Genomic DNA, 24,454 nt, shown 5'->3' on the forward strand with positions numbered 1-24,454 from the left:
GCTCGCTTCAGGGATGACTGAGGCCTGAGCGGTAGCGGCCGCACATGCGGTGCAGGCGTCGGTTAGTCGCCACAGGCGTCCGCCGCGTTCGCGCGCAAGCAGGAGCCGGATGGGGCCCTGGCATCCGCGGTGACGGCGGTGCCAACAGCAGCCTCGCTCGTGGCACTGGCATGTCCGCAGGTGTGTCGGCAGCGGGGCCCGGCGTGCGTGCAGGGCCAGATGGGCGAGGAGCTCAGCTCGGGCCGAGGGGCCATTGAGTGGTCGGCCGCTGTGGGTGCAGTGCTGGCACACGAGGACCGGGCCGCCGGGCTGCGGGCGCAGTTCCACTGTCCAGGTGCGCCGCACTCCGGGGTCGGCGAAGTGGAGCCTCATGGCGCGTGCGTTCCTCCTGTCGTTTCCGCGCCGGCCCCCGTCGGGCTGGGATCGGGCGCACACGGTAGTGCAGACCTCTGCCCTTTGCTGAGCTGTGGACTAGTGGAAATAGGGCAGAGGTCTGCACTGACAGGGCAGGTGTCTGCACCTTCGGATGGTCGGGTGACGATCTTCCCGCCCGACCCGGACTTCGACGCTCTGCGTCTGGAGCTCGCTCGGCTGCGTGCGGCGCGGGGATGGACGTACGACGAGCTGGCCGCCCGGAGCGGCCTGGCCAGAAGGACTCTGATCGAGATCGAGCAAGGTCGCACCATCGGCACGCTCAGGACGTGGCACGCCCTGGCTCACGCGCTCAGCACGCCGCTCGACGAACTCTTCGGGGCCCTCTGTCGTGGGCACGAACCCCCTCGCCGGACGAGTGGCTGACGGGCCGTCGGGGCAGGTTCAGCGAACCACCCGATCGGGCGGGCTCAGCGTGAACGTTTGAGCGGAGATTCGAATGCATGTCGGCCTGTATAGGGCCGTTCGATGGACGCCGCTGGCCTGGACGTCGCCTGGACGGCGTGTTGCCTGGCACCTTCGCGCCCATGCGCCCCTCATCTACACGCCGACACTGGGACGGAACTCCCATTCAGGCCCACCCGCGACGGTCATTGCGTGTCGAGCCCGACAGCCCCACCCGGCTTCTGCGCTGTGCTCAGCGCGAGTGTTGCCGTGAGTGCGGCAACTCGGTCGAGTGGTATCACCGTGTTCGTGACCGTCCCGTCCGTCTCCACCCGCGGGAGCTGCCCGTGGCCGAGGTGCCGGCCGACTACCGCTGGCACGTCAGCTCCGGCCTCGCACATCCCGCCGGGGACGGCAGCGCCTGGTGCCGACTGGCCCACGCCGTCGTCTGCCCGGCTCGCGATGCCGACGCCACCATCGCTCCCGCACTGACCAGGCTGCGGCGGGCGCTGGCCGTGAATACGCGTCGCCTCACTGACGCCGGTGTCTTCACACCGACCTCACCGACACACCGTTCGGCACAACAGCTGGAGAATGCCTGCCGGCCCGCCAGACCCGTCATCCAGCTCCTGTACGTCCGTTACCTCGTCGGGCGACCCGTGAATGAGATCCAATGTGTGGCCCAGACGCGGCAGCGTGACCGTTGCACGCACGGAGTGCTCGCCCCAGACCGTCCGGCGGGCATCTGGAAACTGGTTCCCGCAACGGCCACCCAAGGTCAACTGGCCCTGCCCTTTGAGGTAATGGCTTTGTATGACCTGTCCTCCGTGTCGTACTCCGAGCAGCTTCGCTGGCGCACGCAGCGCTGCCCTCGGCACGCGGCCGCCCCGACAGCAGCGGATTTGGCACTGACGGACTGGGAACCCTTCGACCCGCTCGTCCACCACGAGTACGTGCACCCTCGCCTTCCGACCGATGTTCGGCGGTCACGTCCTGGTGGTGGTGCGCGAAAGGCGGCACCGCGATGAGAGGACAGCACGCCGTAGAGATCATCTTGACCAGACCGGCCACTCGCGGAGAGCTTCAAAGAGCTTGCCGAGCCGTGCCGCTCGCGGCGAACGCCGACTGCACCCGCCTGATGGCTGTGCGCCGAGCCCAGTCGCCGGGACGCGCGCTGCGGTCACTTCGCCGCGAACTCGATCGGCTACTGCCGATCGACGTCCTGACCACCCATTACCCCGACGCATCGGGTCAGGTGCTGCTCAACGTCGCCCTTACCCGCGCCATGCGCTCGGAGATCGGTCAGGCCGCGGCCATTCAGGGACAGAAGCCTGGAGACTTCCTCGGCCGGATCGTCGTAGCGGCCGTTGAACGGGAGGAGCGAGTTCGTACCAGGCAACTGACTGCCCAGCTACACGGCCTCCTCGTCCATCACGCCCCTGAAGACCTACTCGCCTGTGCCGCCCGCGTCCTGCTCGACCGCCGACACCCCACCTCGCGTCCCTCACGCGTCGCGGACGGTTGATGACCGAACAGCTCCGACGCGACCCCTTGACCCACCTCCACCGCGGAGCCTTTGTTGCACACGCCCACCGACGAACAGGCCCACGCCGTCGACACCTTCCGCGACGGTCACCACCTCGTGTTGCAGGCCGGCGCCGGCACCGGCAAGACCAGCACGCTGGGCCTGCTAGCCGCGAGTACCGCACGCCGTGGCCGCTACCTCGCCTTCAACAAGGACATCGCCAACGACGCAGCAGCCCGATTCCCGCGTTCCGTGCTGTGCAAGACCGCGCACGCGACGGCCTACGCAGCCGTAGGGCACCGGTTCGCTCGCCGTCTCAGCAGCCCCCGCCAGCCCGCATGGCGGACCGGGCAGGCTCTCGGCATCAGATCACCCATCCGCATCGGTGACCACGAGATCAGCCACAGGACCCTGTCGCACACCGTGCTGCGTACGGTCACCCGCTTCTGCCAGTCCGCCGACGGGACCCTGGCACCCCACCACGTACCGGACCTGCGCCGGCTCGGAACACCGGCCGCCCACGCCCAACTCGCCGATGCTGTCATGCCGTTCGTCGACAAGGCATGGAGAGACCTGCAGAATCCCGAGGAAGGCGTGGTCCGCTTCGAGCACGACCACTACCTGAAGATGTGGGCCCTCACCGAACCGAAGATCGAGGCCGACTTCCTCCTCCTCGACGAAGCCCAGGACACCAACCCCGTCCTCGAGCAGGTCTTCGCCGCTCAACGCGGCCACGCCCAGTTGGTGATGGTCGGCGACTCCGCCCAGGCCATCTACGGGTGGCGCGGTGCCCGGGACGTGATGACAGGCTTCGACGCCACCCACCTCACCTTGACCCGCTCCTTCCGCTTCGGCCCTCTCCTTGCCGAACAGGCCAACCGGTGGCTCGCGTTCACCGACGCTCCGATCCGGCTGACCGGAACCGACACGATTCCAACGGAAGTCGGCCTGGTCCCCTGCCCGGACGCCGTGCTGTGCCGCACCAACATCGGCGCCATGACCGAAGTCATGAGGCAGTTGGAAGCCGGCCGTCGTGTGGCTCTGACCAGGGGCGGACAGACACTCGTCGCACTGGCGCTCGCCGCCCGGGACCTCAAGGGCGGCCGTCGCACCTCCCACCCCGAACTGGTTCTCTTCGCCTCCTGGGGCGAGTTGCAGGACTACGCCGAGCACGATCCCGCGGGCCAAGACCTCCAGCCGTTCGTTGAACTCGTCGACACCCACGGCCCCGAAGCCATCATCGCCGCCGTTGACGCTCTCACAGACGAAACCACGGCCGAGATCACGATCTCCACCACCCACAAGGCAAAAGGCCGGGAGTGGCCCAAAGTCAGAATCGCCGACGACTTTCCCCCGCCGCCGGACAGCGACCAGCTCGACGACGGCGGCCGCCCGATCCCGGAACCCGTGAGCGATACCGACGCACGTCTCGCCTACGTCGCCGTCACTCGCGCCCGACGCCGGCTGGACCTTGGAGGGCTCGCATGGATCGAGAACCACCCAGCTGCCGTCGACGGTGCGTGACGAGCCGAAGCACAGGGCTGGCTGGCCCGCAATTCGGCTAGGGCCATATGCGGTGGCGTTGCCACGAGCGAACAGGCGTCCAATCTGCGTACAGAACCCGGCGTAGCGCCCGAGTATCGGTCCCACCCGGGATAGGCGCAGGTCAGCGCGTGTGCAGCAAGGCTAGACTGACAGGCCGGGTCGAATCCGGGTCGAATTCGCCGTGTGCGTGTAACGTTCGCCGACTGAGGCGCCAATCGACGAAAACGCTGTGACCAGCGGAAATGCTTCTGACGGCCGGACACCTCGAACAATATAAAAATATCGTCCGAGGCGTCCGGCTTCGTTAAATATGGATGATCTGGACATCGATACGGCTCTGTCAGACCTCGCTCGTATCCCACTGGCGCTACAAGGACGTCGAGGTCGACGCGGTCTTCCATCTGTCTCACGGTGTCCGCGTGGGCCTCGAGTACGACGGAGCATTCCACCACTCGGCCAGACAGCGGGACCGCCGCCAGTACGAGAACGACAAGAGCCGGGTGCTGGTTGAAGCGGGGCTCCTGCACCTGCTCATTCACGTGAGAATCGGCGATCTGCCGGAGATGGTGGCTCCCCACGCTCTGGTCGTGGCGGTACCTGAAGGAGCCACGGCCTACCAGCAGGCCAGCGCGGTGGCCTCGGCCCTCGCGACGCGCTTTCCCGAGGCCGTACCGGGCCTGAACACCTACCTCAACGGCGGCATGCCCCGGCACCGGGCCGCTGCCGATGCCTACATCACCGCCGTATGGGGCGAGCTGCGTCCGCCGCGCCGAAAGCCGAAGAAGGTGGGCTCGCCGGCACCGCGCCGCCTCTCACCAAGGGCTCCGCACGCAGACAGCCTGCTGTCACCCGTTTCCGAGCCCTACCGGAATCCGGAAGACCCAGATGAGGTCGTCCGCGACTACCGGTGTGATTGTGGCGATCCCGGGATCTTCACCGCTGCCCAGTCCCAGGTCACTTCCAGAAATACTCGTAGTTGCGGGTGTCTGGCCACACAGGCCAGGCAGCGTCCACGACCAGCTGTCTCCAAGACTGAGACGCACGCCGTCCGAGCCTGGGCGCAGCAGCGGGCGATGGCCATCGGTGGCAGCGGGCGTGCTCGGCCCGGACGGGGCTGCTCGACGAGGCGCGTGTTCGCGAGTGGGGCGGTGTCCGCGGGACGCCAGCTGGGTGCGAGGGGCAGGGTGACCGGAGAGCTCTGGCTCGACTACTCCACGAAGGAGCTTGCGGCTGGGCCGCATATAAAGGAGACCAGACGAGCCGGGCGGACGGCCGCGTGGAGTTCCCCAGGGGGCTTCCCGAGGAACGTCGGGGCTCCACAGGGCAGGGTGGTGGCTAACGGCCACCCGGGGCTTGTAGAAAACCTTGCTGAAAATCCAGACTGTGGATCTTCGACGAGGAGTGCAAGCCCGCTGGTCAGACGCGGTGCGACGCCCTCCGCACTGTCACCTGAGCAGACAACGCGACGTACCGACGACTGACCAGGGATAGCGTAGCGGATGCGCGCCAGCGAAGGTCCCCTGTATAGGGGCAGGAGGGCGGGATGGCGAGCTAGAGTGCCTCTGACCTGCTGTTTCTGTGGGCTTGCGGCGAAAGATTGGTGGACGTTGAGGGGGCAGGGGCCGAGGGCGGTTGGACCGTTCTGCTCCCTGCGTCAGTTTGTGGGGCCAGTTGGCACTGTCTCGCGGCGTCTGGCACGAGACGCCGCCCCTTGTTCGTGGAGGTAGGGCCTCTGCGATGCACGCAGACCGGAGCTCACATTTTGCTGGTGCGGTAGCCAGGCCAGGCGTGCGGGCCGGGAAAGCCGCAAGGCGGACCAACATCAGAGTACGCACGGAAGATCAGTCGACGGTTCTGGCTCATCGTTTTCTCAATCGGTCGAGTGGAGATCGGTTTAGCTGGTCTCCAACGATTCGCATGGAGATTGCGTATCACCGAGGATCAGATTCGAGCGTAGGTTCAGATTTCTCCAGTCGAGTTCCATCCATCCGCTGCTGAACCGATCGGCGTTCAGGGACCGATTGGGGAGGTGCTCGGTGTGCAGGCAGCGTCCGCTGCCTGCAGCACCGTTTGATGAAAATGCTGTGCCCAGCGGAATTGCAGATCCGGACTCGCTGCAGCAAGGTTCTCTTCTGCGAGGGCGTGCAGGGGCACACTGTCAGGTGCGGTCATCGTGGTGATCTCCTTCGTGACTCGACATCTCGAAGGTCAGCCGGTGGCCGTTCATCTCTGCGGGCATTAGCCAGAAGCCGGAGCAAAGGATCGGGTTGAACCCGTACACCACTTCCCTGGACGCAACCCACGCGGTTGACTCTTCCCACTCTCCTGGAACTCGGAGATGGAGCCCGCCAGCAGGTTCTTCGTCTGCTGGCGGCACGGAGTTCACACGCCGCTGACCGGCTGAAATAGTCAAAGCCGAGGCGGGGCGCGGGTCGCTGGCCCGTGTATGGTCCGGATCTTGGTCCGAGACGGGCTGATCGCCGGCAACGTCTACGGACACCCCGCGTCGGCGGAGACCACGGGGCGATGACGTCTACGGATAGCAACGGGAGCGGAACGGCGGGCCCCGCGAACAGGGTGAACTGGTAGCCGAACAGGAACGTCAGAGTGATCGACAGGATCACGAGGGCTACGCAGCCCCACCCGGGCGTGGTGGCGATGACTGCGCCGAGTATCTCGCCGATGGCTCAGGTGGTGTGGCGACCCAGGTGGCGGCATCGACGGCGAGCGGCGACATCGAAGGCAACGGCTCCCACGGAAGTGCCGGCTCTATGTCTGTGCAGACAAGAAGCCCCACTCACGTTCGGTACAGACGGCAGACGACGTCGATCCGGCGCCGGAGGAAGTCCCGGTGCCGGATCGACCGATCGGTTGTTACGACCCGCTACTGCGGAACGACTCGGAACTGCTGGTTCGCGCTGCCGCTGTCGCTCCACTGACCGAGATCGGAGCCGTTGGCGGTTCGGCTCATGCCGTCGGCGTACAGGCCCGTCGCGCGGTTCTTGAACCGAACGTGGGCGCCTGCCGTTACCTCCATCCACTGCTGAGCGGTGTCACTGCTGTCGCCCCACTGACCGACAGCGGAGCCGTTGGCTGTTTCCCCCAGGCCGTCGAGATACAGCCCGGTGGCGTGGTTCTTGAGGCGGATCCAGCTGCCGTCGGGGACGACCGTCCACTCCTGGTTGGCGGTTGCTCCGCCGGACCACTGACCGGCGGCGGAGCCGTTGGTCGTGCGCCCGCCCCCGTCGACGTACAGCCCGGTCGCACGGTTCTGCAGCTTGATGTACGACGTACCCCCGGCGCTCATAGCCGGCGCGACCTGGATCTTGTCAATGTTGGGGGCGTACGCCGCGCTGTTGCCGAACTTGATGGTGTTCGCGCCAGCGGCCAGCGTCACGTCGACCGTCGTGGTCCAGTAGTTGGACCAGCCGCGGGTGTTGCGGAAGTACACGCGCTGCGGGGTGCCGTCGTTGACGGTGATGTCCGCGTAGCGGTTGATGATGTTGTAGTCGTTGCCGCCGTCACCCCGGTTGTCTCCGTTGGCGTAGGTCACGACCAGGCGGTGCAGGCCGGCGGACTGGGCCGTGACGCCATTGAACTGGAGGGTGTTGGCCGCTCCGTTGCCGAGCCAGTGGACGTACTGGCCGCCGGAGGCCGCGGAGTCGGACGCGGTGACCGCGGCGCCGCCGAGGGTGTTGCCCGAGGCCTCCGCCTCGTAGCTCGCGACGGTGCCCGCCGTCGACGTGGTCACGTCGATCGAGTCGACGGCGATGTTGTCACTGTCGTCGCCGGTGTAGGCGCCGTAGTTGATCCTGTTGATGCCCTGGGAGAGGTACATCGTGACCGTCTTGGTGCCCCAGGTGTTCCAGTTCGCGGTGCCGGTGAGGGCGAGGTCGGTCAGCTTGGACCCGTTCACCGTGACGCGGGTGCTTCTGTTGGCGGGGGCGCCGCTGTGCTGTCCCGCCGCGTAGCGGAGCGTCACGTCGTAGTAGCCGTTGCTGGGAGCGGAGACCACGAAGTTGGTGCTCGCGGTGCCGGAGCCGGCGTAGCCGTCGACGAAGTACGTCCCGGAGTAGCCGGTGCCCGAGCCGTACGTCACCCGCGCGCTGCCGGTGATGTTCGCGTACTCGGCCTCGTACCGGGTGGGGACGTCCGCCGAGGAGGTGCTCGTGGCGGGCGTGATGATCATCTGGTAGGCGGAGGTGGCGGACATGTTCGGGATGCTGACGGTGATCTGACCGTTCGTTACGGCGTAGTCGCCCTCCTGTACCACGTAAGGACGGCCCGACGCGTCCCCCGTGCCGGTGCTGTCCGTGCCCTGGATGACGGCGTGCACGGTGTTGCCGAGGTAGGAGGCGGAGCCGAATCCCTTGACTACGACGTCCGTGCCGCCCGACGTGCCGCCGAAGACGACCCGCGCCTGCTTCTTGGCGGCGTCGAGGGTCGCCACGCCCTGGAGCGAGCCGTTCTGGGTCGGCGGTGTGACGGTGACCGTCTTCCCGGTCATCTCGCCGTACCAGTTGTAGAGCCACCAGGCGCCGGTCGCCTCGTTGTTGCGGGTCGTCAGACCGTTGAGGGTGCCCTCGGTGACCCAGTACGCCAGGTCGCCGCTCACCTTGGTGTTCTCAAGGCGCGTGATCCACTGGATGAGCTGGCCCGGTATGCCGAGGTCGCCCGTGGAGCGTGTGTACTCGTTGATGACGATCGGCAGCTTGGAGAGGCCGAGCTGCGTCTCGACGCTGCGGTAGTGGTCGTAGTGGTTGTAGTAGTCGGTGAAGAAGTTGTTCTGGAGCTCGTGCCAGGTGATGACGTCCGGGACGACGTTGTTGGCCTTGGCGTAGGTCATGAAGTCGGACATGGCCTGGTTGTTGTAGACGCTGAAGCCCGGGCCGGCGATCTTGGTCGTGGGGTCGAGCGCGCGGATGTGCTGGTAGACCGTCTTCCAGTCGGCGAAGAACTGCTGCTTCGCGGTCGAGTCCGTGAACATGCCGTCGTACCAGATCCAGTCTGGCTCGTTGAACGGGGCGTACACGTACTTGCCGTAGTTCGGATCGGCCTTCACCTTGGCGACCATGTCGTCGATCTTGCTCAGGTAGTCGGTCAGGCCCGCTTCCTCGTAGGGCCAGTACCGGTAGATGTCCTGCATGTAGATCTGGATTTCCTTGGTACCGCTCCGTACGTACTGCGGCGCCACGTCGAACGCGTCGCCACTGGGGTGCTGCAGTCCGCCCTGCGGCTTCTGTGCGGCCTGCTGGGGGTGCAGCGGCTGGAGCACGTTGTCGGTCGTGACACCGGCGTTGCCCATGCCGTAGAGGAAGCCCGACGCGCCGTGGACGATGTCTCCGGTGCTCTGGGAGAGGTCGACGCTCAGCTGGGCGTTGGCCGCGTAGCTGACGCCGGGGAACAGGATTCCGCTGATCATGAGCATGCCAGCCACGAGTCCGTATGCAGCGTGGCGTATCAGGTTTCCGCGGGTGTGCCGCCTGCCGGCGGTCGGGGATCTCCTCATGTTGTCCCTTGTCCTTCCTTGTGGTTTTTGTCGGCTCTCACAGGTGGTTTGCGGGGACGTCGCGCAGGACCGCCGCTCCGAACGGCGGCAGGCGCAGGCGACCGGTGACGGGTTCCGGGGCGTCGCCGGCCAGCAGGTCGACGGGCCGGTCCGGACCGGTGACGAGGTCGATGGTCACCTCGTCGGTGGTGTGGTTGAGCAGGAAGAGGTGCTCGGTGCCGTCGGCGGCCCTGCGGCGGACGGCTTCGACGCCCTCGGGGGTGTCCAGGACGGGCGTGACTCCGGCGCCGGTGACGCAGTCCAGGACGAGGCGGCGCAGAGTCTCCCGGTCGGGGGAGGTGCCCAGGTAGGTGGCGGTGCCGGTGCCGAAGCGGTGCCGGGTGGCGGCCGGGAGGCCCTTCAGCTCGCCGTCGGCGTAGGCGGCCAGGGCCTCGGCGCCGGCCAGGTCGATGACGTCCTGCCACTCGGTGGCGGTGCCGGTGTGCCCGGCGTGGCGCAGCCCGCAGGTCTCGCCGGGCCGCATCGGCGCGAACTCGTCGATCTCGATGCCGAGCAGCTCGCGGAAGGCGCCGGGGTGCCCGCCGGGCCGTACCCGGTCGTACTCGTCGACGATGCCGGAGAAGTACGACATCAGCAGGTGGCCGCCCGCGCGCACGTACCCGGTGAGGTTGTCGGCGCCGGTGTCGTCGACCAGGTAGAGGTTGGGCACGACCACCAGGCGGTAGCCGCTCAGGTCGCTGTCCGGGCGGACGAAGTCGATCGCGATGTTGGCGTTCCACAGCGGGCGGTAGTGGTCGAGCAGGCGATCGGTGAACCGCAGGTCGTTGGAGGGGTGGTCGGGACTCTCCAGGGCCCACCAGCTCTCCCAGTCCCACACCACGGCCACCTCGGCCGGGTCGCAGACGCCCCCGCTCAGGTCGGCGAGGCGTGCCACGTCCCGGCCGAGCGCGGTCACCTCGCGCCAGGTGCGGGTGCGGGCGCCGCCGTGCGGGACCATGGCCGAGTGGTAGCGCTCGGCGCCGGCCCGGGAGGCCCGCCACTGGAAGAACATCACCGAGTCCGCGCCCCGGGCCACCGCCTGGAGCGAGCGTGGCCTCAACTGCCCTGCGGGACGGGCGTGGTTGCGGCCGTCGGTGAGGTTGCGGCCGGTGGCGGATTCCAGCATGAGCCAGGGTTTGCCGCCGCGCAGCGACCGCATGAGGTCGAAGTTGTAGCCGGCGAGCAGCGGCCCCTCCGGATCCTGCGGGCCCGCGTAGATGTCGAGGGAGACGATGTCCTCCTCGGCGGCCCAGCGCCAGTAGTCGAGGTGTTTGAAGGACCCCATGAAGTTGGTGGTGACGGGGAGGTGCGGGGTGTGGCGGCGGACGATGTCGCGTTCGGCGGAGTAGCACTCCAGCGCCGCGGCGTCGGAGAAGCGGGCGAAGTCCAGCAGCTGGCCGGGGTTGGGGCCCGACACCGTCCGGGAGCGGGCGGCAGGGGTGCCGACGTGGTCGAAGGAGTCGTAGCGCTGGCCCCAGAAGGCCGTTCCCCAGGCGTCGTTGAGGGCGGCGATAGTGCCGTAGCGGGCCGCGAGCCAGCGGCGGAAGTGCGCGACGGAGACCGGGCAGTGACAGCCGAAGCCGATGTATTCGTTGCCGATGTGCCACATGGCCAGGGCGGGATGACCGGCGTAACGCTCGGCCAGCCGCTCGGTGATCCGTGCCGCGTAGTGCCGGAAGACCGGGGAGGACTGGCAGTAGTGGCAGCGGGAACCGAAGGCGATCCGGCGGCCCTCGCCGTTCACGGGCAGCGTCTCGGGATGCTCGTGGGCAAGCCAGGAGGGCGGTGCGACGGTGGGCGTGGCCAGGTCGACGCCCACGCCCGCCTCAGCCAGCAGGTCCATCACCTCGTCCAGCCAGCCGAACTCGTAGACACCGGGCCGGGGTTCGAGCAGACCCCAGGAGAAGACACCCACGGTGACCAGGTTGACCCCGGCCTCGTGCATCAGGCGGACGTCCTCCCGCCAGGTGGCGGCCGGCCACTGCTCGGGGTTGTAGTCGCCGCCGTAGGCCAGGCCCTGCAGCCGTTGCCGCAGGCCGGCGAGACGTTCGTCGGCGGGGTCGGGACGGGACACGGAGGCTCCTTCGGGTTGGTCGGACCGGGGTCCTGGGGCATGTGGGACCTGCCCGCGTGCGGGCGGGCGATCGGGGTGGTTCGGGCACGGGACGGCTCGGGGCGGGCTCTCAGCCGCCGCGGGCGTTTCGCTTCAGCGCCCCTCGGCGGATCGCAGCAGCAGTGCGAGGGCCCAGTCCTGGTCGTTCGCGAGCGGGTCCGGTCGGTGCGCGGGACGCCCGTCCACGCAGCTGGGCATCATGAAGGCGCAGGTCGCCCGGCCGTCGGGGCCGAAGTCGACGAGGTTGGCCGCGAAGATCGCGTCGGCGACCCGCTCGGAGTCCTCGTCCCGCAGGGCCTCGGGCAGCTGCCGGAGCGCTATCGCCGTGAGCACGCTCCAGTAGTGCGGGAACGTGTCGCCCCACAGCCGCTCGATGCCGAACCAGTACCCGTCCCAGTGCCGGATGGCGACGTCACGGAGCCGGACGTGCGGCTGCGGCCCACCGAAGACGTGCAGCCACCGCACGGCCGGGCCCAGCGCCGCCAACAGCCGTTCGTCCGGGGCGATTTCGTACGCCGTCGCGAGCAGGCTGACCAGCGGCGCGACCATCGACTGCTCGTAGCTCACCTCGTGCCGGGGCAGCGCGGTGCCCCGGTCGGCGAACCCGTGAGCGTGCTCGATCAGCGACTCGCGCAGGCGCTTCGCCCGCGCCGCGTCGCCCTGCTCGTCGAGCGTGGCGATCACTGCGGCCATCGCCTCGGGGTGCCCGATGAGCAGGTGGTCGCGGACGCCGAGGGAGTACGACGACTCAAGGAGCCGGGCCGCGAGATCGAGGTCGGCCGGGTCGCCGGACAGCGCGAACTGGTCGTGGAAGAAGTGCGCCAGCCACGGGGTGTTGTAGAGCCGCACCGGTTCGGCGAAGCGGCTGCCACGGCGGACCGAGTCGTCGGGATCGACCAGGCGCTCACGGGCGAAGCGCGCGAAGCCCTGGAGGGCCTCGTCGAGCGCGTTGACGCCGTCCGAGCCGCCCCAGCCGCGCAGCCGGGCCTGCTGGAGCAGCACGGCCATGCCGATGCGCTCCGCCCCGTCGGTCCAGTCCTGCCAACCGTTCTCGGTCTGGGTCAGGCCGGTGCGGGTGTCCACCGGCACGAACGCGTACCGCTCCGGCTCCGGCCGCTCGTGCGGGCGGTGTTCGCGGAGGATACGGGCAGACCGCGCCTCGACCAGCTCCCGCAGCGGGGCGAGGAAGGCGACGGCCGTCCGGCTCCGGCGGCCGTCCCGCTCGACGTCGATGTGCTGGACGCCGTGGGCGGACGACGTGATGCCGTCGCCCGGCGAGGATGCGAGCACCGTGCCCTCGGCGAGGCGCAGGTCCAGGGCCGTACCTACCGGTGCGGTCAGGGACGGCAGTTCGGCAGGGGCGTCGGTGGCGGCGAGGAATGCATCCCGGTCGTCGTACCAGCCGAGCTCCCAGGCGAGGACGTACTCCTCCCCGGGGGCGAGGTCCAGGACGGGCTGGCCGCCGAACGACTCGGGGCTGCGGGCGTGGTCGGTGGGATGGACGACGAGGTGACCGCGGATGTCGGACCAGGTCCGGGAGTTGCGCGACTCGACCGAGTACGCCCACAACTCGCCCACCCGGACGATCGCGCCGAGCAGCGGGGGAGTGCCGGCCATCGGCTCGGCCAGCACCCACGACCACGCCCCGCCGGTGAAGACGTGCGCATGACAGCTTCGCGCGAGCGCGCCCGCAGCACTGTCGTACACATCCCTGACCGGTACGTTCACACCGAGCCCGGTGATCCGCAGCGGCTCGGCGCCGGTGTTCGTCCAGGTGTAGGTCTCGGTGCAGCGGTCCCCGGCGACCTGGCGCCGGACCTCCAACTCCAGCCCGGACACCGGCCGGTGGCGCGCGGTCACGCCGCCGGCCCGCCAGTCGATCTCGTACGGTGTCTGCCAGCGGCCGGAGCCGCGCGAGGTGATCGCGAAGCCGGTGCCCCAGGCGTGGTCCGGCCCGTGCCAGGTGTCCGTCAGCTCGTCGAGCAGGTACAGCCGGTCCGGGTCCAAGGTGTGCTGGAAGGCCACGGGTGACGCGTCCGCGCCGAGTACCACCCGGCCGCCGCCGAATGCGAACTGCCTGGTCATCGCTTCTCCTTCGGGCCCGGTCATCCGTTGAACCCCGTGCCGACGAGGGTGGGGCGCCAGTACTTCTGCAGGGCGAAGAAGCCGGCCGCGAGCGGCACGATGGAGAGCAGTGACCCCATCATGACGATGCTGATCAGGTCCGGGGAGGCGCCCACGGTGCGGATCTCCCCGTTGAGGATGTCCAGCCCCAGTGTCACGGGGTACAGCGAGCTGCTCTTGAGCATTACCAGGGAGAGGAAGAAGTTGTTCCAGATGGCGACCGCCTGGAAGAAGAAGATGGTCACCAGCCCCGGCGCCAGGGTGGGCAGGACCATCGACCGGAAGGTCCTCAGCTCGCTGGCCCCGTCGATCCTCGCCGCGTTGAGCAGGTCGTCCGGGACCATGGACTGCACATAGATACGGGCCAGGTACACCCCGAACGGGTTGACGAACGAGGGCAGCAGCACGGCCCAGTAGGTGTCCGTCAGATGGGCAGCGCTCATCATCAGGAACAGGGGCATGACCAGGGCCGCCTGGGGGACCAGGACCCCGCCCAGCACCAGGGTGAAGAGGAAACCGCGGCCCCGGAACTCGAACTTGGCGAACGCGTAACCCGCGGCGGCGGCCAGGATCGTGGAGACGGCCCCGCCGATCACCGAGTAGCCGACGCTGTTGGCGAGCCACCGCAGGTAGATGCCGTTCTGGTAGCCGAACGTCAGCCGCAGGTTGTCCACGACCCGGCCGGGTGCGGAGAACCAGAGGCTGAAGCTGGAGTACAGCGTGCCCGCGTCCTTGGTGGCGGCCACGAGCAGCCACCAGACCGGGATGAAGAAGTACAGCGCGAAGAGCACCATCACCAGGCCGAGGGGGATGCGTCCGAGCATCCACTTCGAGCGGGCCGGGGATGCCGCCCGGCTGGCGACGCTCATTTCGTCTCCTTGGGGGCGGACAGACCGGACGCGCGGGCCGTCAGACGGAGGAACCCGAACGACAGCACGAAGGCGATCAACGCCAAGGACACCGAGATCGCGGCCGACAAGGGCTCGTCGTTGTTTCCGTAGGCGGCGTTGTAGGCCATCATGTTCGGCGTGTAGTTGCTGCTGATGGCGTTCGAGATCTTCGACAGGATGACCGGCTCGTTGAAGAGCTGCAGCGTGCCGATGATGGTGAACAGGCCCGTCATCACGACCGCCGGCATCACGATCGGCAGCTTGATCCGCAGCGCGATCCTGATCTCGCCCGCCCCGTCGACCCGCGCCGCCTCGACGACGCTGGCGGGGATCGACTGCAGGGCCGCGTACACGATCAACATGTTGAAGCCGACCCCGGCCCAGACCATGATGTTGCCGATCGAGCCGAGGACCAGACCGGAGCCCACCAGGTCCACCGAGCCGAGCCCCAGGGACTCGGTCGCCGAGGTGATCGGGCTCAGCCCCGGCTGGTAGAGAAAGCCCCACAGCAGGGCCGCGATCACGCCCGGCACGGTGTACGGAAGGACGAAGGCGGCCCGGAACAGCCGCTTCATGAATGCCAGCCGGGAGTCGAGCATCAGCGCCAGCAGGATCGCCACGCCCAGGATGAGGGGGACCACGACGACGCCGAACTCGAGCAGCCGGAAGACGCCGTTGTAGAAGTCCGGGGTGGTGAAGACGGTGACGTAGCTGCTCAGCCCCACGAACTTAAGCTCGGAGCCGCCGAAGCCGAGGCCGTCGAAGGTCTGCCGGTACAGGCTCGTGTAGAGGGCGTAGCCGATCGGGAAGAAGAACAGGCCGGCGAAGAGCAGCATGAACGGTGCCAGGAAACCGTAGGCGGCCACGCGGCGCCTGCGGTCCTGGCGGAGCCGCGGTCGGCGGCTCCGCGTCGGTTCCTCACGCCCGCGGGTGCGAGGAGCACTGTCGAGGGTCGTCGTCATCAGGGCTCCTGGACGCTCAGGCCCTGCTTGCGCATGTAGGCCACGACCGACTTCTGCGTCTCCTTGAGCGCCTCGGCCAGCGTCATCTTCCCGTTCACCGCTTGGCTGAGGTAGTTCTGCTGGGTCGTGAACCACTCGTTCGCCACCGGCCCGTAGTTGAAGTCACGCGCGACGCTGTGGTTCGACTCGGCGATTGTGTCGTAGATCTTCTGTCCCCCGAAGAAGCTGGACGGCTTGCTGAGCGCCTCGCTCTTCTGCGCCTTCAGGTTCGTCGGGTAGATGGTGATCTTGGGGATCCAGTAGTTCGACCACACCTGCTGGTTCGTGGTGATGAACTTGGCGAACTCCAGGGCTTCCTTCGGGTGCTCGGTCGACTTGAAGACGACCGCGGAGGATCCGCCCCAGCTGCCGCTGGCCGCGGTGCCCGGCGTCCACTGCGGCAGGGCGGCGACGGCCCACTTGCCCTTGGTCTTCGGCGCGACCGACTCCAGCGGTCCGGGCGCCCAGGCGGCACTGATCCAGGAGGCGACCTTGCCCGTATTGAGGTCCTGCCCCCACTGGCTGGAGAACTGAGGCAGCGTCAGGACCGCCTTCTCGTCGAGGAGCTTCTGCATGGTGTCGGCGACCTTCAGGGCCGCGGGGTTGGCGATGTCCACCACCCAGCTCTTGCCCTCCACCTTGAACGGCCGTGAACCGGCGGCCCAGGCCAGCGCGTTGAACGGCGAGGCGTCGTTGGTGGGCAGGTTCCCCATGTACACACTGGGGTCCTTCTTGTGCAGGGCGATCGAGGACTGCACGTACTCGTCCATCGTGGTCGGCACCGGCAGGTCGTACTTCTCGAACAGGTCCTTGCGGTAGTACAGGGACAGCGGGCCCGAGTCGATCGGCAGCCCGTAGAGACCGTCACCGACCTGGACCGTGCTCCACGCCCACGCCTCGAAGTTGGAGGCGAGCGCGGAAGCGTTGCCGCCGCTGACGGTCTTCAGGTCGAGCACCGACCCGGTGGTGACGAACTGCGGCAGGTACTGGGTGTCGAAGGCCGCTATGTCGGGTGCCCGGTCCGCCTTGACGTCGAGCAGCAGCTTGGCCTGCGGGATCGTGTTGCCGCTGGCCGACACGATCTCCATCTTGATCTTGATGTCGGGGTGCTGCTTCTCCCACAGGTCGAGCAGAGCCTTGCTGTCGGGGAACGGTGTCTTCACCCAGAACGTCAGCGTGACCGGCCCCTTCGCGGCGTCGGTCGACCCTCCCGAGGAACTGCAGGCGGCACCCGTCAGCGCGGTGGCCATCGTGAGGGCGATCGCGGCCAGGTACCGCCGCCTGCGTCCTGCGGGAGCGGCCGCCTGCCTGGCGGGGAGCGAGAAGGTTCTGCTGTCGTGGTCGGACACTGGTGGCTCCTTTACCTTCAGTGCAACTGGGATTTTCTGGCTGGTCCGGGTGCGCGCAGGCGCAGGCCGCGATGCCCGATGAGCGTGGGGTCGGTGGCTCGTCGATACGTATCGACGACCGGTGCCATGTCGTACGCGTTCGGCGTTCGGTGGGTTTCTCTGCTGCTGGAGGGGGCAGCGCGCAGCTCAGGGGCGGAGAGTGGTGACGGTCGTCGCGCGGCGGGTCAGCCGGGAGGGGACCAGTTCGACGCCGTACGGCGGCGGGTTGCCGCCCTCGTCGTCCAGTAAGGCGAACAGGGTGCGCATCGCGCGGCGGGAGATCTCGCGGGGTGCGTGGGAGACGTTCGTGACCGACGGCTCCATCTCCTCGGCCGCCGAGTCGGTGCAGTGCCCGACGACCGAGATGTCGCGACCGGGCACCATCCCGCGCTGGAGCAGGGTTCCCAGCACATGCGGGATGGCCGAGGTGTGCGGCACGATCAGCCCGTCGGCCGGTTCGGTGCCGCTCAGTGCCTTGTCCACCACTTCGCGGGCGCCCGACGGCGTGGATTCAGGCAGCTGGACGAGTCCGGTGCGGATGCCGGCGGTGGCCGCGGCCTCGTCGACGCCGCGCTGGAACTGTCCTACGAAGCTGTTGCCGCGGGCGATCGTGTGCGGTGGGTGGCCGACGACCACGATGCGCCGGTGGCCCGTGCCGACCAACTCCTCCACTGCGAGCCGGCCGGCCTGCGTGAAGTCGATGTCCACGCAGTGCAGGCCGACGGGGTCGTCGGGGACACCGATCAGGACCACCGGCACCCGCAGTGAGGGGATCACCGGGATCCGCTCGTCATTGGCCGCGATGACCATCATGACGATCGCGTCGCACAGCGAGCGGGCGTCGAGCCGGGTCAGCCCCGCGGCGCCCTCGTCCGCGGTCACCAGGAGCACGTCGTAGTCGGCCTCCCTCGCGCACTGGGTGATCGCCTCGAGGAACGGCACGACACCTGTGTTGCCCAGGTCCCCGCCGACCGGGACCACCAGTCCGATGACCCGCGTACGACTGCTGGCCAGCGCCTGTGCCCCCGCGTTCGGTTGGTAGGACAGCAGGTCGATCGCGGCCTGGACCCGCTTGCGGGTCTCCTCCGAGATCGGGCGCTTGCCCGTCATGACGTAGGAGACGGTGCTCTGCGAAACGCCGGCGAGGCGGGCCACATCCTTGCTGGTGAACATGAGTTGGCACCTCCTCTCGTCATCGTCGATGCGTATCGATTGAGCGTCGCGAGCGTAGACACGGGCCACTCTGGGAGCAAGACCCGTGCGGAACTTCGACGCAACCGGTCGGGTGGGCGCGGCCGTTGGCAGTGGCGTGCGGTGAAGGCGGGTGATTGCCGGGGGAGCGGGCGGTCGGTCGTGCTGTCGGTGTCATACGTCCGTGACCCCTGAGCTCTCGCGGATGACAAGGTCGGTACCGGCGAAGGTCCGCGCGGGAGGTTGGTAGTCGCTTTCCAGCTGGCCGCGGAGGAGTGCGAAGGCGTCGCGGCCCAGTCCCTGGAAGTCCATGCGGACCGTGCTCAGGGCTGGTGTGACGAACCCCGCGTGCGGGGCGTCGTCGAAACCGATGACGCTGACGTCTCCGGGCACGGACCGCCCGGCGTGATGCAGGGCGCGCAGCACGCCCAGAGCCAGCTCGTCGTTGCCGCACAGGATTGCCGTGACGCCCGGGTCACGGGCCAGTTGCTCTCCCTCGTCGTAGCCGGCCTGAGCGTCCCAGCCCTTGCCGCCGTGGGGTTCGGGTGGGGTGATGCCGGCCTCCTCCAGAGCCTTGCGCCAGCCCTGGGCGCGCGGCCCTTCGGAGCGCCGGGTGCCCACTGACGTCGGGATCGCGACGTAGTGAACGGTCTGGTGACCGAGCTGAAGCAGGTACGCGGTGGCGGCGCGGGCCGCCTCACGGTCGTCGGCCCACACGGCGGGGCGGGGAGGCCTCCGGCCGTGTGGGGGCGCTTCGACGACCGCGGCGCACGGCACGTCCGCCGGGACCCGGCGCAGAGCCGACGCGCCGAGCCGGTCGAAGCCGATGACCATCAGGCCTCCGCCGCCGGCTGCTGCCGAGGAGATCGTGCGGTCCAGGTCGTCCTCGGGCGTCAGCACCTTCACGCCGAGTGAGTAGCCTGCGGCGGAGGCCGCTTCCTCCAGGCCCTGCAGGGTTGCCGCGTAGCCGTAGAGGGTGGTGTTCGACGTCAGCACGGTGACGGACCGGGTCACGCCGCTGGCCAGTGCGAACGCGGTTGCGTTGCGCCGGAATCCCAGCGTTTCGATGGCCGCTTCGACCCGGTTGCGCGTCACCTCGCGGACATTCGGGTGGCCATTGAGGACCCTCGAAACGGTCTGGTAGGAGACGCCCGCCGCCTCAGCGACGTCGCGAATACTGGCGGCCTTCCGCGGTTCCTGGCCGGGGCCCCGGTGGTTGCCGGAGCTTGTGTGACCGGTCACATCCATGCCAGGATTGTGACCGGTCACAATCACTGCCGTCAAGAGATGGAAACCGGGGATTTACGCAGCGATCACACAGGGGGCCCGTCACAGGCCGTCCGATGCCGCGCAATGGACGGCGGCGGCAGAAGGCCTGCGAAAGGGTTCGTACACCACAGAGTCGTACACCGCAGAAGGGGAACCGCGTTGACTACTGCTGTCGAAGCAGCCGAGAGGTCTCTTCTCTGGTCCCATGAGGTCTTCGGGTTGCACGCCATCGCGGATTCCGCGGGGTCGGTCAGGCTGGGAGCGCCGGGCCAGGATTGGAACTCCTTGCTTCCCCTGGTCGAGGTCACGGCCACCGGCCACGGACGTACCTGGTCGGGGGAACGTTTCATCGACACCGCGATCGGCGACCGCCTGACCTATCGCGGCCACGAGACGGCCCAGGACGGAGACTGGCAGTGCACAACCATCCGGCTGGCGGACCCGGCGACCGGCCTCGCCGTCGACATCACCCTGGGGACCTGCCCCGGCACGGGCTTCCTCCGCTCGCAGGTGCGCCTGGTCAATGAGGGGAGCACCCCGCTTCAGTTGGAGAGCGTGTCGACCCTGGCCCTCGGCGGCGTCGTGGACGCCATGGGCGCTCTGGGCGGCCTGACCCTCCACTGGGCGGACAACGACTGGCTCGCCGAGTGCCGTTGGCAGCACACCGCGTTCCGTGACCACATCGTCCCTCTGAACCGGTCCGCCCACGGCCACGAAGGACGCGGCTGCTTCGAACGGTACTCGCAGGGAAGCTGGTCAACGGGACGGCACCTGCCGATCGCCGCGCTCACCGATCAGGCGGGTCGCGCCTGGCTCTGGCAGATCGAGTCCAGCGCGGGCTGGCGCTACGAGACCGGCGAACGGGAAGGTGCCGCCTACGTCGCTCTGTTCGGACCCGACGACGCCCATCACCAGTGGCGCCAGACCCTGGAGCCCGGCCAGGAGTTCACCACCGTCCCGGCCGTTCTTGTGGGGGCCGCGACCGGCGGCCTGGACGCTGCGTTCGGCGAACTCACCGCCTACCGCCGCCGCATGCGCCGCAGCCACCCGGACCACACGGCACTCCCGGTGATCTACAACGACTACATGAACACCCTGATGGGCGACCCCACCACCGACAAGCTCATGCCGCTCATCGAAGCGGCGGGGTCTGCGGGCGCCGAGGTCTTCGTGATCGACGCCGGCTGGTACGACGACGACGCCCAGGGCTGGTGGGACGCCGTCGGCGCCTGGGACGCCTCCGACCGTCGCTTTCCTGGCGGCATCCAGAAGGTCCTGAACGCCATCAGGGAGCACGGGATGACCCCCGGACTCTGGCTGGAGCCCGAAGTGGTCGGCGTACGCAGCCCCCTGGCCGACACCCTGCCGCCCGAGGCGTTCTTCCGCCGGGGCGGAGTCCGCGTCACCGAACACGGCCGACACCACCTGGACCTGCGCCACCCCGCCGCCCGCGCCCACCTCGACCAGGTCGTCGACAGGCTCGTGGCTGACTGGGGGGTGGGCTATCTGAAGCTCGACTACAACATCAACATCGGCCCCGGTACCGAGAACGGCAACGAAAGCGCGGGCGCCGGCCTGCTGGGGCACCACCGCGCACACCTCGACTGGCTCGGCTCCCTCCTCGACCGGCACCCCGGCCTGGTCCTGGAGAACTGCGCGTCGGGCGGGCTGCGCATGGACTACGCGCAGCTCGCGGTCGTCCAGTTGCAGTCCACCAGCGACCAGCAGGACCCCCTGCGCTATCCGCCCATCGCCGCAGCGGCCGCCACCGCGGCGACCCCCGAGCAAGCCGCTGTGTGGGCCTACCCCCAGCCGCACTTCAGCCTTGACGAGATCGCCTTCACCCTCACCGGCGCGCTGCCGGGCCGCATCCACCTGTCCGGATTCCTCGACCGCATGAACCCGGAGCAGTACGAACTCGTCCGCTCGGCCGTCTCCGTCTACAAGACCGTCCGCTCGGAGATCCCCGACAGCCTGCCGTTCTGGCCGCTCGGACTTCCCTCGTGGGAGGACACCTGGATCGCCTCGGGCTGGCGAGGCCATGCCGCCAGCTGGCTCGCACTGTGGCGACGGGAGCCGGCCGCCGATGAGCGAGGAGGAGTCCCGCGCCCAAGAGACCGGCACGGAGCCGACGAAAGCACCCGCACCGTCACGATCTCCCACCTGCGTGGCGCCCACCTGCATCCCACGCTGCTCTACCCCGCCACCTCCGACGCCACCGCGGCCTGGGACGCCGCCGACGGCCGGCTCACCGTCTCCCTGCCCCGCCCCAACACCGCCGTGCTCCTCCGACTCAGCGCGGCGCCACCGGCAGAGGGTCGCCAAGTGTGACGAGGCGGGCGTCCGTCGACCTGGTCGCAGAGGTGTACGAGGCGATGTGTGAGGTCTGCAGGCAGCAGGTCAGCGGCCCGGGCCGAGTGGATGACTGAAGCCCTGGGACGAGATGAGCGCGGCCGCTTCCGTGAGGTCGGTGGCGAATCGCTCGACCGCCTCGTACGGGAAGCGCTGGCTGGGGCCGCTGAGTGAGAGGGAGGCGATGACCGTGCCCGAGCGGCTGGTGACCGGCACGGCGACCGCGGTCAAGCCCTCGTCCCATTCGCTGCTGCTGACGGCGTAGCCGCGCTGCGCCGCCTCCTGTGCCCAGGCACGCAGCCGCTCCACATGTGCCTCGCCGCGCGGGGAGGCCGCGGCGAGGCGGCGCAGCAGCGGATCGGAGGCGTCGCGCAGGAGGATCTTCGACGAGGCGCCGGCCCACAGGGGCTGTTCGTCGCCGACGTCGACGACATGCCGCAGGGGGTGCGGGCTCTCCTCGTGGGCGACGCAGACGCGGTTGACGTCGCGGGCGACGAAGAGGTTGACCGTCTCGCCGAGCCGGTCGGCGAGGTCGCGCATGACCTTGCGGGTCTCCCGGGGTACCTCCCACTGGCTGCGGGCCAGGTAGGCCCAGCGCCACAGGCCGGGGCCCGCGGTGTAGCCGCTCGGGTGCGACCACAGCAGTCCGCTCTCCTCGAGGGTCTGCACCAGGCGCAGTACCGTCGTCTTGGCCAGTCCGGTGGCGTCGGTGATCTCGCGCAGGGTGATGACGGGCCGGTCCTCGCTCAGCAGGCCGAGGATGTCCAGGGCGCGCCGTACGCTCCGTACGCCCGTACCCTGCTGTTCTCTCCCCGCCTCGGCCGGAGCGTCCCTCTCGTCCACGCGCATTCTCCCCGTACTGCTTCGTCGTCGCGCGGCACCAGTTCGTTGTCCGCCGCGCTCACCCGTGACGGTAGTCCGCCAGGCGGACCAAGGGAACCGTAAAGGCTAAGAAATCTTGTCGTAACCCTTGATGGCGGAATCGCCGGCCCGTATGTTTCCGCTACTTGGTTCGATCGGTCCGTTCAGTGGACCTGGTTCTGTGGGTCGCCGCCCGTACCGCTGTGGCGATGGCCCGGTTCGCCGGTGACGGCCCGCTCCCCACCCGCCGAGCGTGCGCCGTCGCCCGACCGTCTGTCCCCACCCGGCCGTCCGAGTCCCGACCCCACCCTGCCGCGCACCGCTCGCACGGCAGGGCCGGTCCGGAGGAGCCGCAGCAATCCAGTGGAGTGTGTGAGATGAGCAGTGCGCAGAAGTCGGCCGCGGCCGGCGGTGCCGGAGCGTCCCCCGACGTGGCGAAGAGAGCAGCGGTCGCAAGCTTCATGGGAGCAGTGGTCGACTGGTACGACTTCTTCCTCTACGGCATCGTCGCCGGCCTGCTTTTCGGTGACCTGTTCTTCCCGGGTGCTTCGCCGGCCGTGGGCACCCTCGCCGCCTGGGCCACCTTTGGCGTCGGCTTCCTCTTCCGTCCGCTCGGCGGCATCGTCTTCGGCCACTTCGGTGACCGGCTGGGCCGCAAGCGGATGCTCGTCCTGACGATGCTGATCATGGGTGCGGCCAGCACGCTCATAGGCGTGCTGCCCACCTACGCGACGGCCGGCATATGGGCGCCCGTTCTGCTGGTGGTGCTGCGCGCCGCGCAGGGCTTCGCGGTCGGCGGGGAGTGGGGCGGTGCCGCGCTGATGGCGGTGGAGAACGCGCCCGCCAAGTGGCGCTCCCTCTACAGCAGCGGCGTGCAGGTCGGCGCCTCGGTCGGCCTGATGCTCGCCACCCTGATCACCAAGGTCATCTCCGGGAACACCTCCGACGCGGCCTTCCGCGAGTGGGGCTGGCGCATCCCGTTCCTGGTCAGCGCGTGCCTCGTGATCGTGGGTCTGGTCATCCGGGCCAAGGTCGAGGAGTCCGAGGTCTTCACCAAGCAGGTCGCCGCGAAGAGCGCGGACGCCAAGCCCCGCGTGCCGCTGGTCGCCGCCGTGAAGTCCAACCCCAAGGGCTTCTTCGCCATCATCGGGCTGCGCTTCGTGGAACTGTTCACCTTCTACGGCGTGACGACCTTCGGCCTCGCCTACGGCACCGACGAACTCGGGCTGAACCGTGACAGCCTGCTCAACGTCAACCTGGCCGTCGGCGGACTGGCGATCATCACCATCCCGGCCTTCGCCTACCTCGCCGACCGCTTCGGCCGCCGCCGGATCTACTGCTGGGGCGCCCTGATCGGTGTGGTGAGTGCGGTGCCGTACTTCTGGGCCATGGAGACCGGCTCGCTGGTCCTGATCATCGCCTGTGCGGTGCTGTTGGTGAACGTCGCCCACGACATGGCGGTCTCCGTCCAGCAGTCGCTGTTCACCGACATGTTCGGCCCCGAGTACCGCTACAGCGGCGCCGGTGTCGGCTACCAGCTCGCCAGCGCCGTCGGCGGCGGCTTCACCCCGCTCATCGCCGGCTCCCTGGTGATCTGGGCGGACGGCAGCTGGTCGCTGGTCGCGGCCTATATCGCCCTCGGCTGCGCGGTCTCATTCCTGGTCGCGCTGCGGATGGGCGGCGACCGAGAGGCGGCCGGGACGCCGGACGCCGTACGGCAGCGCGGCGCGGCGGCAGACGCGACTGTCTGACCAGTCCCGCCACTCAAGGGGCCCCGGCCTTTGCCGGGGCCCCTTTGTTTGCCAGCCCCGGCTCTTGTTGGGGGTGTCAT

15 protein-coding genes and 1 pseudogene are annotated in these 24,454 nt (G+C 68.7%); 6 read left to right on the top strand and 10 right to left on the bottom strand.

Annotated features, from left to right (window positions below; translation table 11 throughout):
- Window positions 1-534: 534 nt before the first annotated feature.
- The 4 genes from IG08_RS0104800 to IG08_RS0104810 all read left to right on the top strand — a co-directional run bounded on the left by IG08_RS0104800 (window position 535) and on the right by IG08_RS0104810 (window position 3,865).
- On the top strand, window positions 535-798 hold the full coding sequence (locus IG08_RS0104800; protein ID WP_030596642.1) for a helix-turn-helix transcriptional regulator: 264 nt from the start codon (window positions 535-537) through the stop codon (window positions 796-798).
- Between the two features lie 161 nt (window positions 799-959).
- On the top strand, window positions 960-1,844 hold the full coding sequence (locus IG08_RS61125) for a DUF6083 domain-containing protein (protein WP_078655448.1): 885 nt from the start codon (window positions 960-962) through the stop codon (window positions 1,842-1,844).
- A 74-nt stretch (window positions 1,845-1,918) separates the two neighbouring features.
- Window positions 1,919-2,341 carry a hypothetical protein gene (locus tag IG08_RS0104805; RefSeq protein ID WP_420823278.1) on the top strand — a complete coding sequence of 141 codons (423 nt, stop codon included), beginning with the start codon at window positions 1,919-1,921 and terminating at the stop codon, window positions 2,339-2,341.
- Between the two features lie 54 nt (window positions 2,342-2,395).
- On the top strand, window positions 2,396-3,865 hold the full coding sequence (locus tag IG08_RS0104810; RefSeq protein ID WP_030596644.1) for a UvrD-helicase domain-containing protein: 1,470 nt from the start codon (window positions 2,396-2,398) through the stop codon (window positions 3,863-3,865).
- 2,061 nt (window positions 3,866-5,926) lie between these two features.
- Here the strand turns inward: IG08_RS0104810 and IG08_RS62950 are convergent.
- The 9 genes and pseudogenes from IG08_RS62950 to IG08_RS0104855 all read right to left on the bottom strand — a co-directional run.
- Window positions 5,927-6,058, bottom strand: a pseudogene (locus tag IG08_RS62950) (IS256 family transposase); the annotation flags it as partial.
- Window positions 6,059-6,770: 712 nt separating this feature from the next.
- On the bottom strand, window positions 6,771-9,314 hold the full coding sequence (locus IG08_RS0104820) for an RICIN domain-containing protein (protein WP_063757745.1): 2,544 nt from the start codon (window positions 9,312-9,314) through the stop codon (window positions 6,771-6,773).
- A gap of 118 nt (window positions 9,315-9,432) precedes the next feature.
- A complete protein-coding gene (locus IG08_RS0104825) occupies window positions 9,433-11,508 on the bottom strand; it encodes a beta-galactosidase (protein ID WP_106980874.1) in 2,076 nt (691 codons plus the stop codon).
- A gap of 132 nt (window positions 11,509-11,640) precedes the next feature.
- A complete protein-coding gene (locus IG08_RS0104830; RefSeq protein ID WP_052424484.1) occupies window positions 11,641-13,632 on the bottom strand; it encodes a hypothetical protein in 1,992 nt (663 codons plus the stop codon).
- A gap of 20 nt (window positions 13,633-13,652) precedes the next feature.
- Complete coding sequence (locus IG08_RS0104835; protein WP_078655443.1) at window positions 13,653-14,540, bottom strand: carbohydrate ABC transporter permease; 888 nt, start codon at window positions 14,538-14,540, stop codon at window positions 13,653-13,655.
- Window positions 14,537-15,523: a carbohydrate ABC transporter permease gene (locus IG08_RS0104840; RefSeq protein ID WP_052424485.1), complete on the bottom strand. Its 987-nt coding sequence runs from the start codon at window positions 15,521-15,523 to the stop codon at window positions 14,537-14,539. Before IG08_RS0104840 ends, IG08_RS0104835 begins: the two co-directional genes overlap by 4 nt.
- Complete coding sequence (locus IG08_RS0104845) at window positions 15,523-16,911, bottom strand: ABC transporter substrate-binding protein (RefSeq protein WP_030596649.1); 1,389 nt, start codon at window positions 16,909-16,911, stop codon at window positions 15,523-15,525. The genes IG08_RS0104840 and IG08_RS0104845 overlap by 1 nt, the downstream gene beginning before the upstream one ends.
- A gap of 186 nt (window positions 16,912-17,097) precedes the next feature.
- Entirely contained in the window at window positions 17,098-18,192 is a 1,095-nt protein-coding gene (locus IG08_RS0104850; protein ID WP_267964954.1) for a LacI family DNA-binding transcriptional regulator, read from the bottom strand.
- Between the two features lie 123 nt (window positions 18,193-18,315).
- Window positions 18,316-19,389, bottom strand: coding sequence for a LacI family DNA-binding transcriptional regulator (locus IG08_RS0104855; protein ID WP_052424486.1), 1,074 nt, complete (start codon window positions 19,387-19,389; stop codon window positions 18,316-18,318).
- A 105-nt stretch (window positions 19,390-19,494) separates the two neighbouring features.
- Here IG08_RS0104855 and IG08_RS0104860 point away from each other — a divergent pair, with 105 nt between their 5' ends.
- Entirely contained in the window at window positions 19,495-21,741 is a 2,247-nt protein-coding gene (locus IG08_RS0104860) for an alpha-galactosidase (RefSeq protein WP_078655444.1), read from the top strand.
- 69 nt (window positions 21,742-21,810) lie between these two features.
- Here IG08_RS0104860 and IG08_RS0104865 read toward each other — a convergent pair whose 3' ends face one another.
- The gene (locus IG08_RS0104865) at window positions 21,811-22,605 is read right to left on the bottom strand and encodes an IclR family transcriptional regulator (RefSeq protein WP_234342802.1); all 795 of its coding nucleotides are present in this window, start codon (window positions 22,603-22,605) and stop codon (window positions 21,811-21,813) included.
- A gap of 395 nt (window positions 22,606-23,000) precedes the next feature.
- Here IG08_RS0104865 and shiA point away from each other — a divergent pair, with 395 nt between their 5' ends.
- The gene (gene shiA / locus IG08_RS0104870; RefSeq protein ID WP_030596658.1) at window positions 23,001-24,374 is read left to right on the top strand and encodes a shikimate transporter; all 1,374 of its coding nucleotides are present in this window, start codon (window positions 23,001-23,003) and stop codon (window positions 24,372-24,374) included.
- The last annotated feature ends 80 nt before the right edge of the window (window positions 24,375-24,454 follow it).

It is taken from the genome of Streptomyces fulvoviolaceus, from assembly GCF_000718165.1.
Classification (GTDB): domain Bacteria; phylum Actinomycetota; class Actinomycetes; order Streptomycetales; family Streptomycetaceae; genus Streptomyces; species Streptomyces fulvoviolaceus.

Bases quoted from the DNA above. Each gene is read 5' to 3' on its own strand.
- IG08_RS61125 (WP_078655448.1), top strand. From the start codon at position 960: ATGCGCCCCTCATCTACACGCCGACACTGGGACGGAACTCCCATTCAG.
- IG08_RS0104820 (WP_063757745.1), bottom strand. From the start codon at position 9,314: ATGCTCATGATCAGCGGAATCCTGTTCCCCGGCGTCAGCTACGCGGCC.
- IG08_RS0104830 (WP_052424484.1), bottom strand. From the start codon at position 13,632: ATGACCAGGCAGTTCGCATTCGGCGGCGGCCGGGTGGTACTCGGCGCG.
- IG08_RS0104835 (WP_078655443.1), bottom strand. From the start codon at position 14,540: ATGAGCGTCGCCAGCCGGGCGGCATCCCCGGCCCGCTCGAAGTGGATG.
- IG08_RS0104840 (WP_052424485.1), bottom strand. From the start codon at position 15,523: ATGACGACGACCCTCGACAGTGCTCCTCGCACCCGCGGGCGTGAGGAA.
- IG08_RS0104855 (WP_052424486.1), bottom strand. From the start codon at position 19,389: ATGGATGTGACCGGTCACACAAGCTCCGGCAACCACCGGGGCCCCGGC.
- IG08_RS0104860 (WP_078655444.1), top strand. From the start codon at position 19,495: ATGGACGGCGGCGGCAGAAGGCCTGCGAAAGGGTTCGTACACCACAGA.
- shiA (WP_030596658.1), top strand. From the start codon at position 23,001: ATGAGCAGTGCGCAGAAGTCGGCCGCGGCCGGCGGTGCCGGAGCGTCC.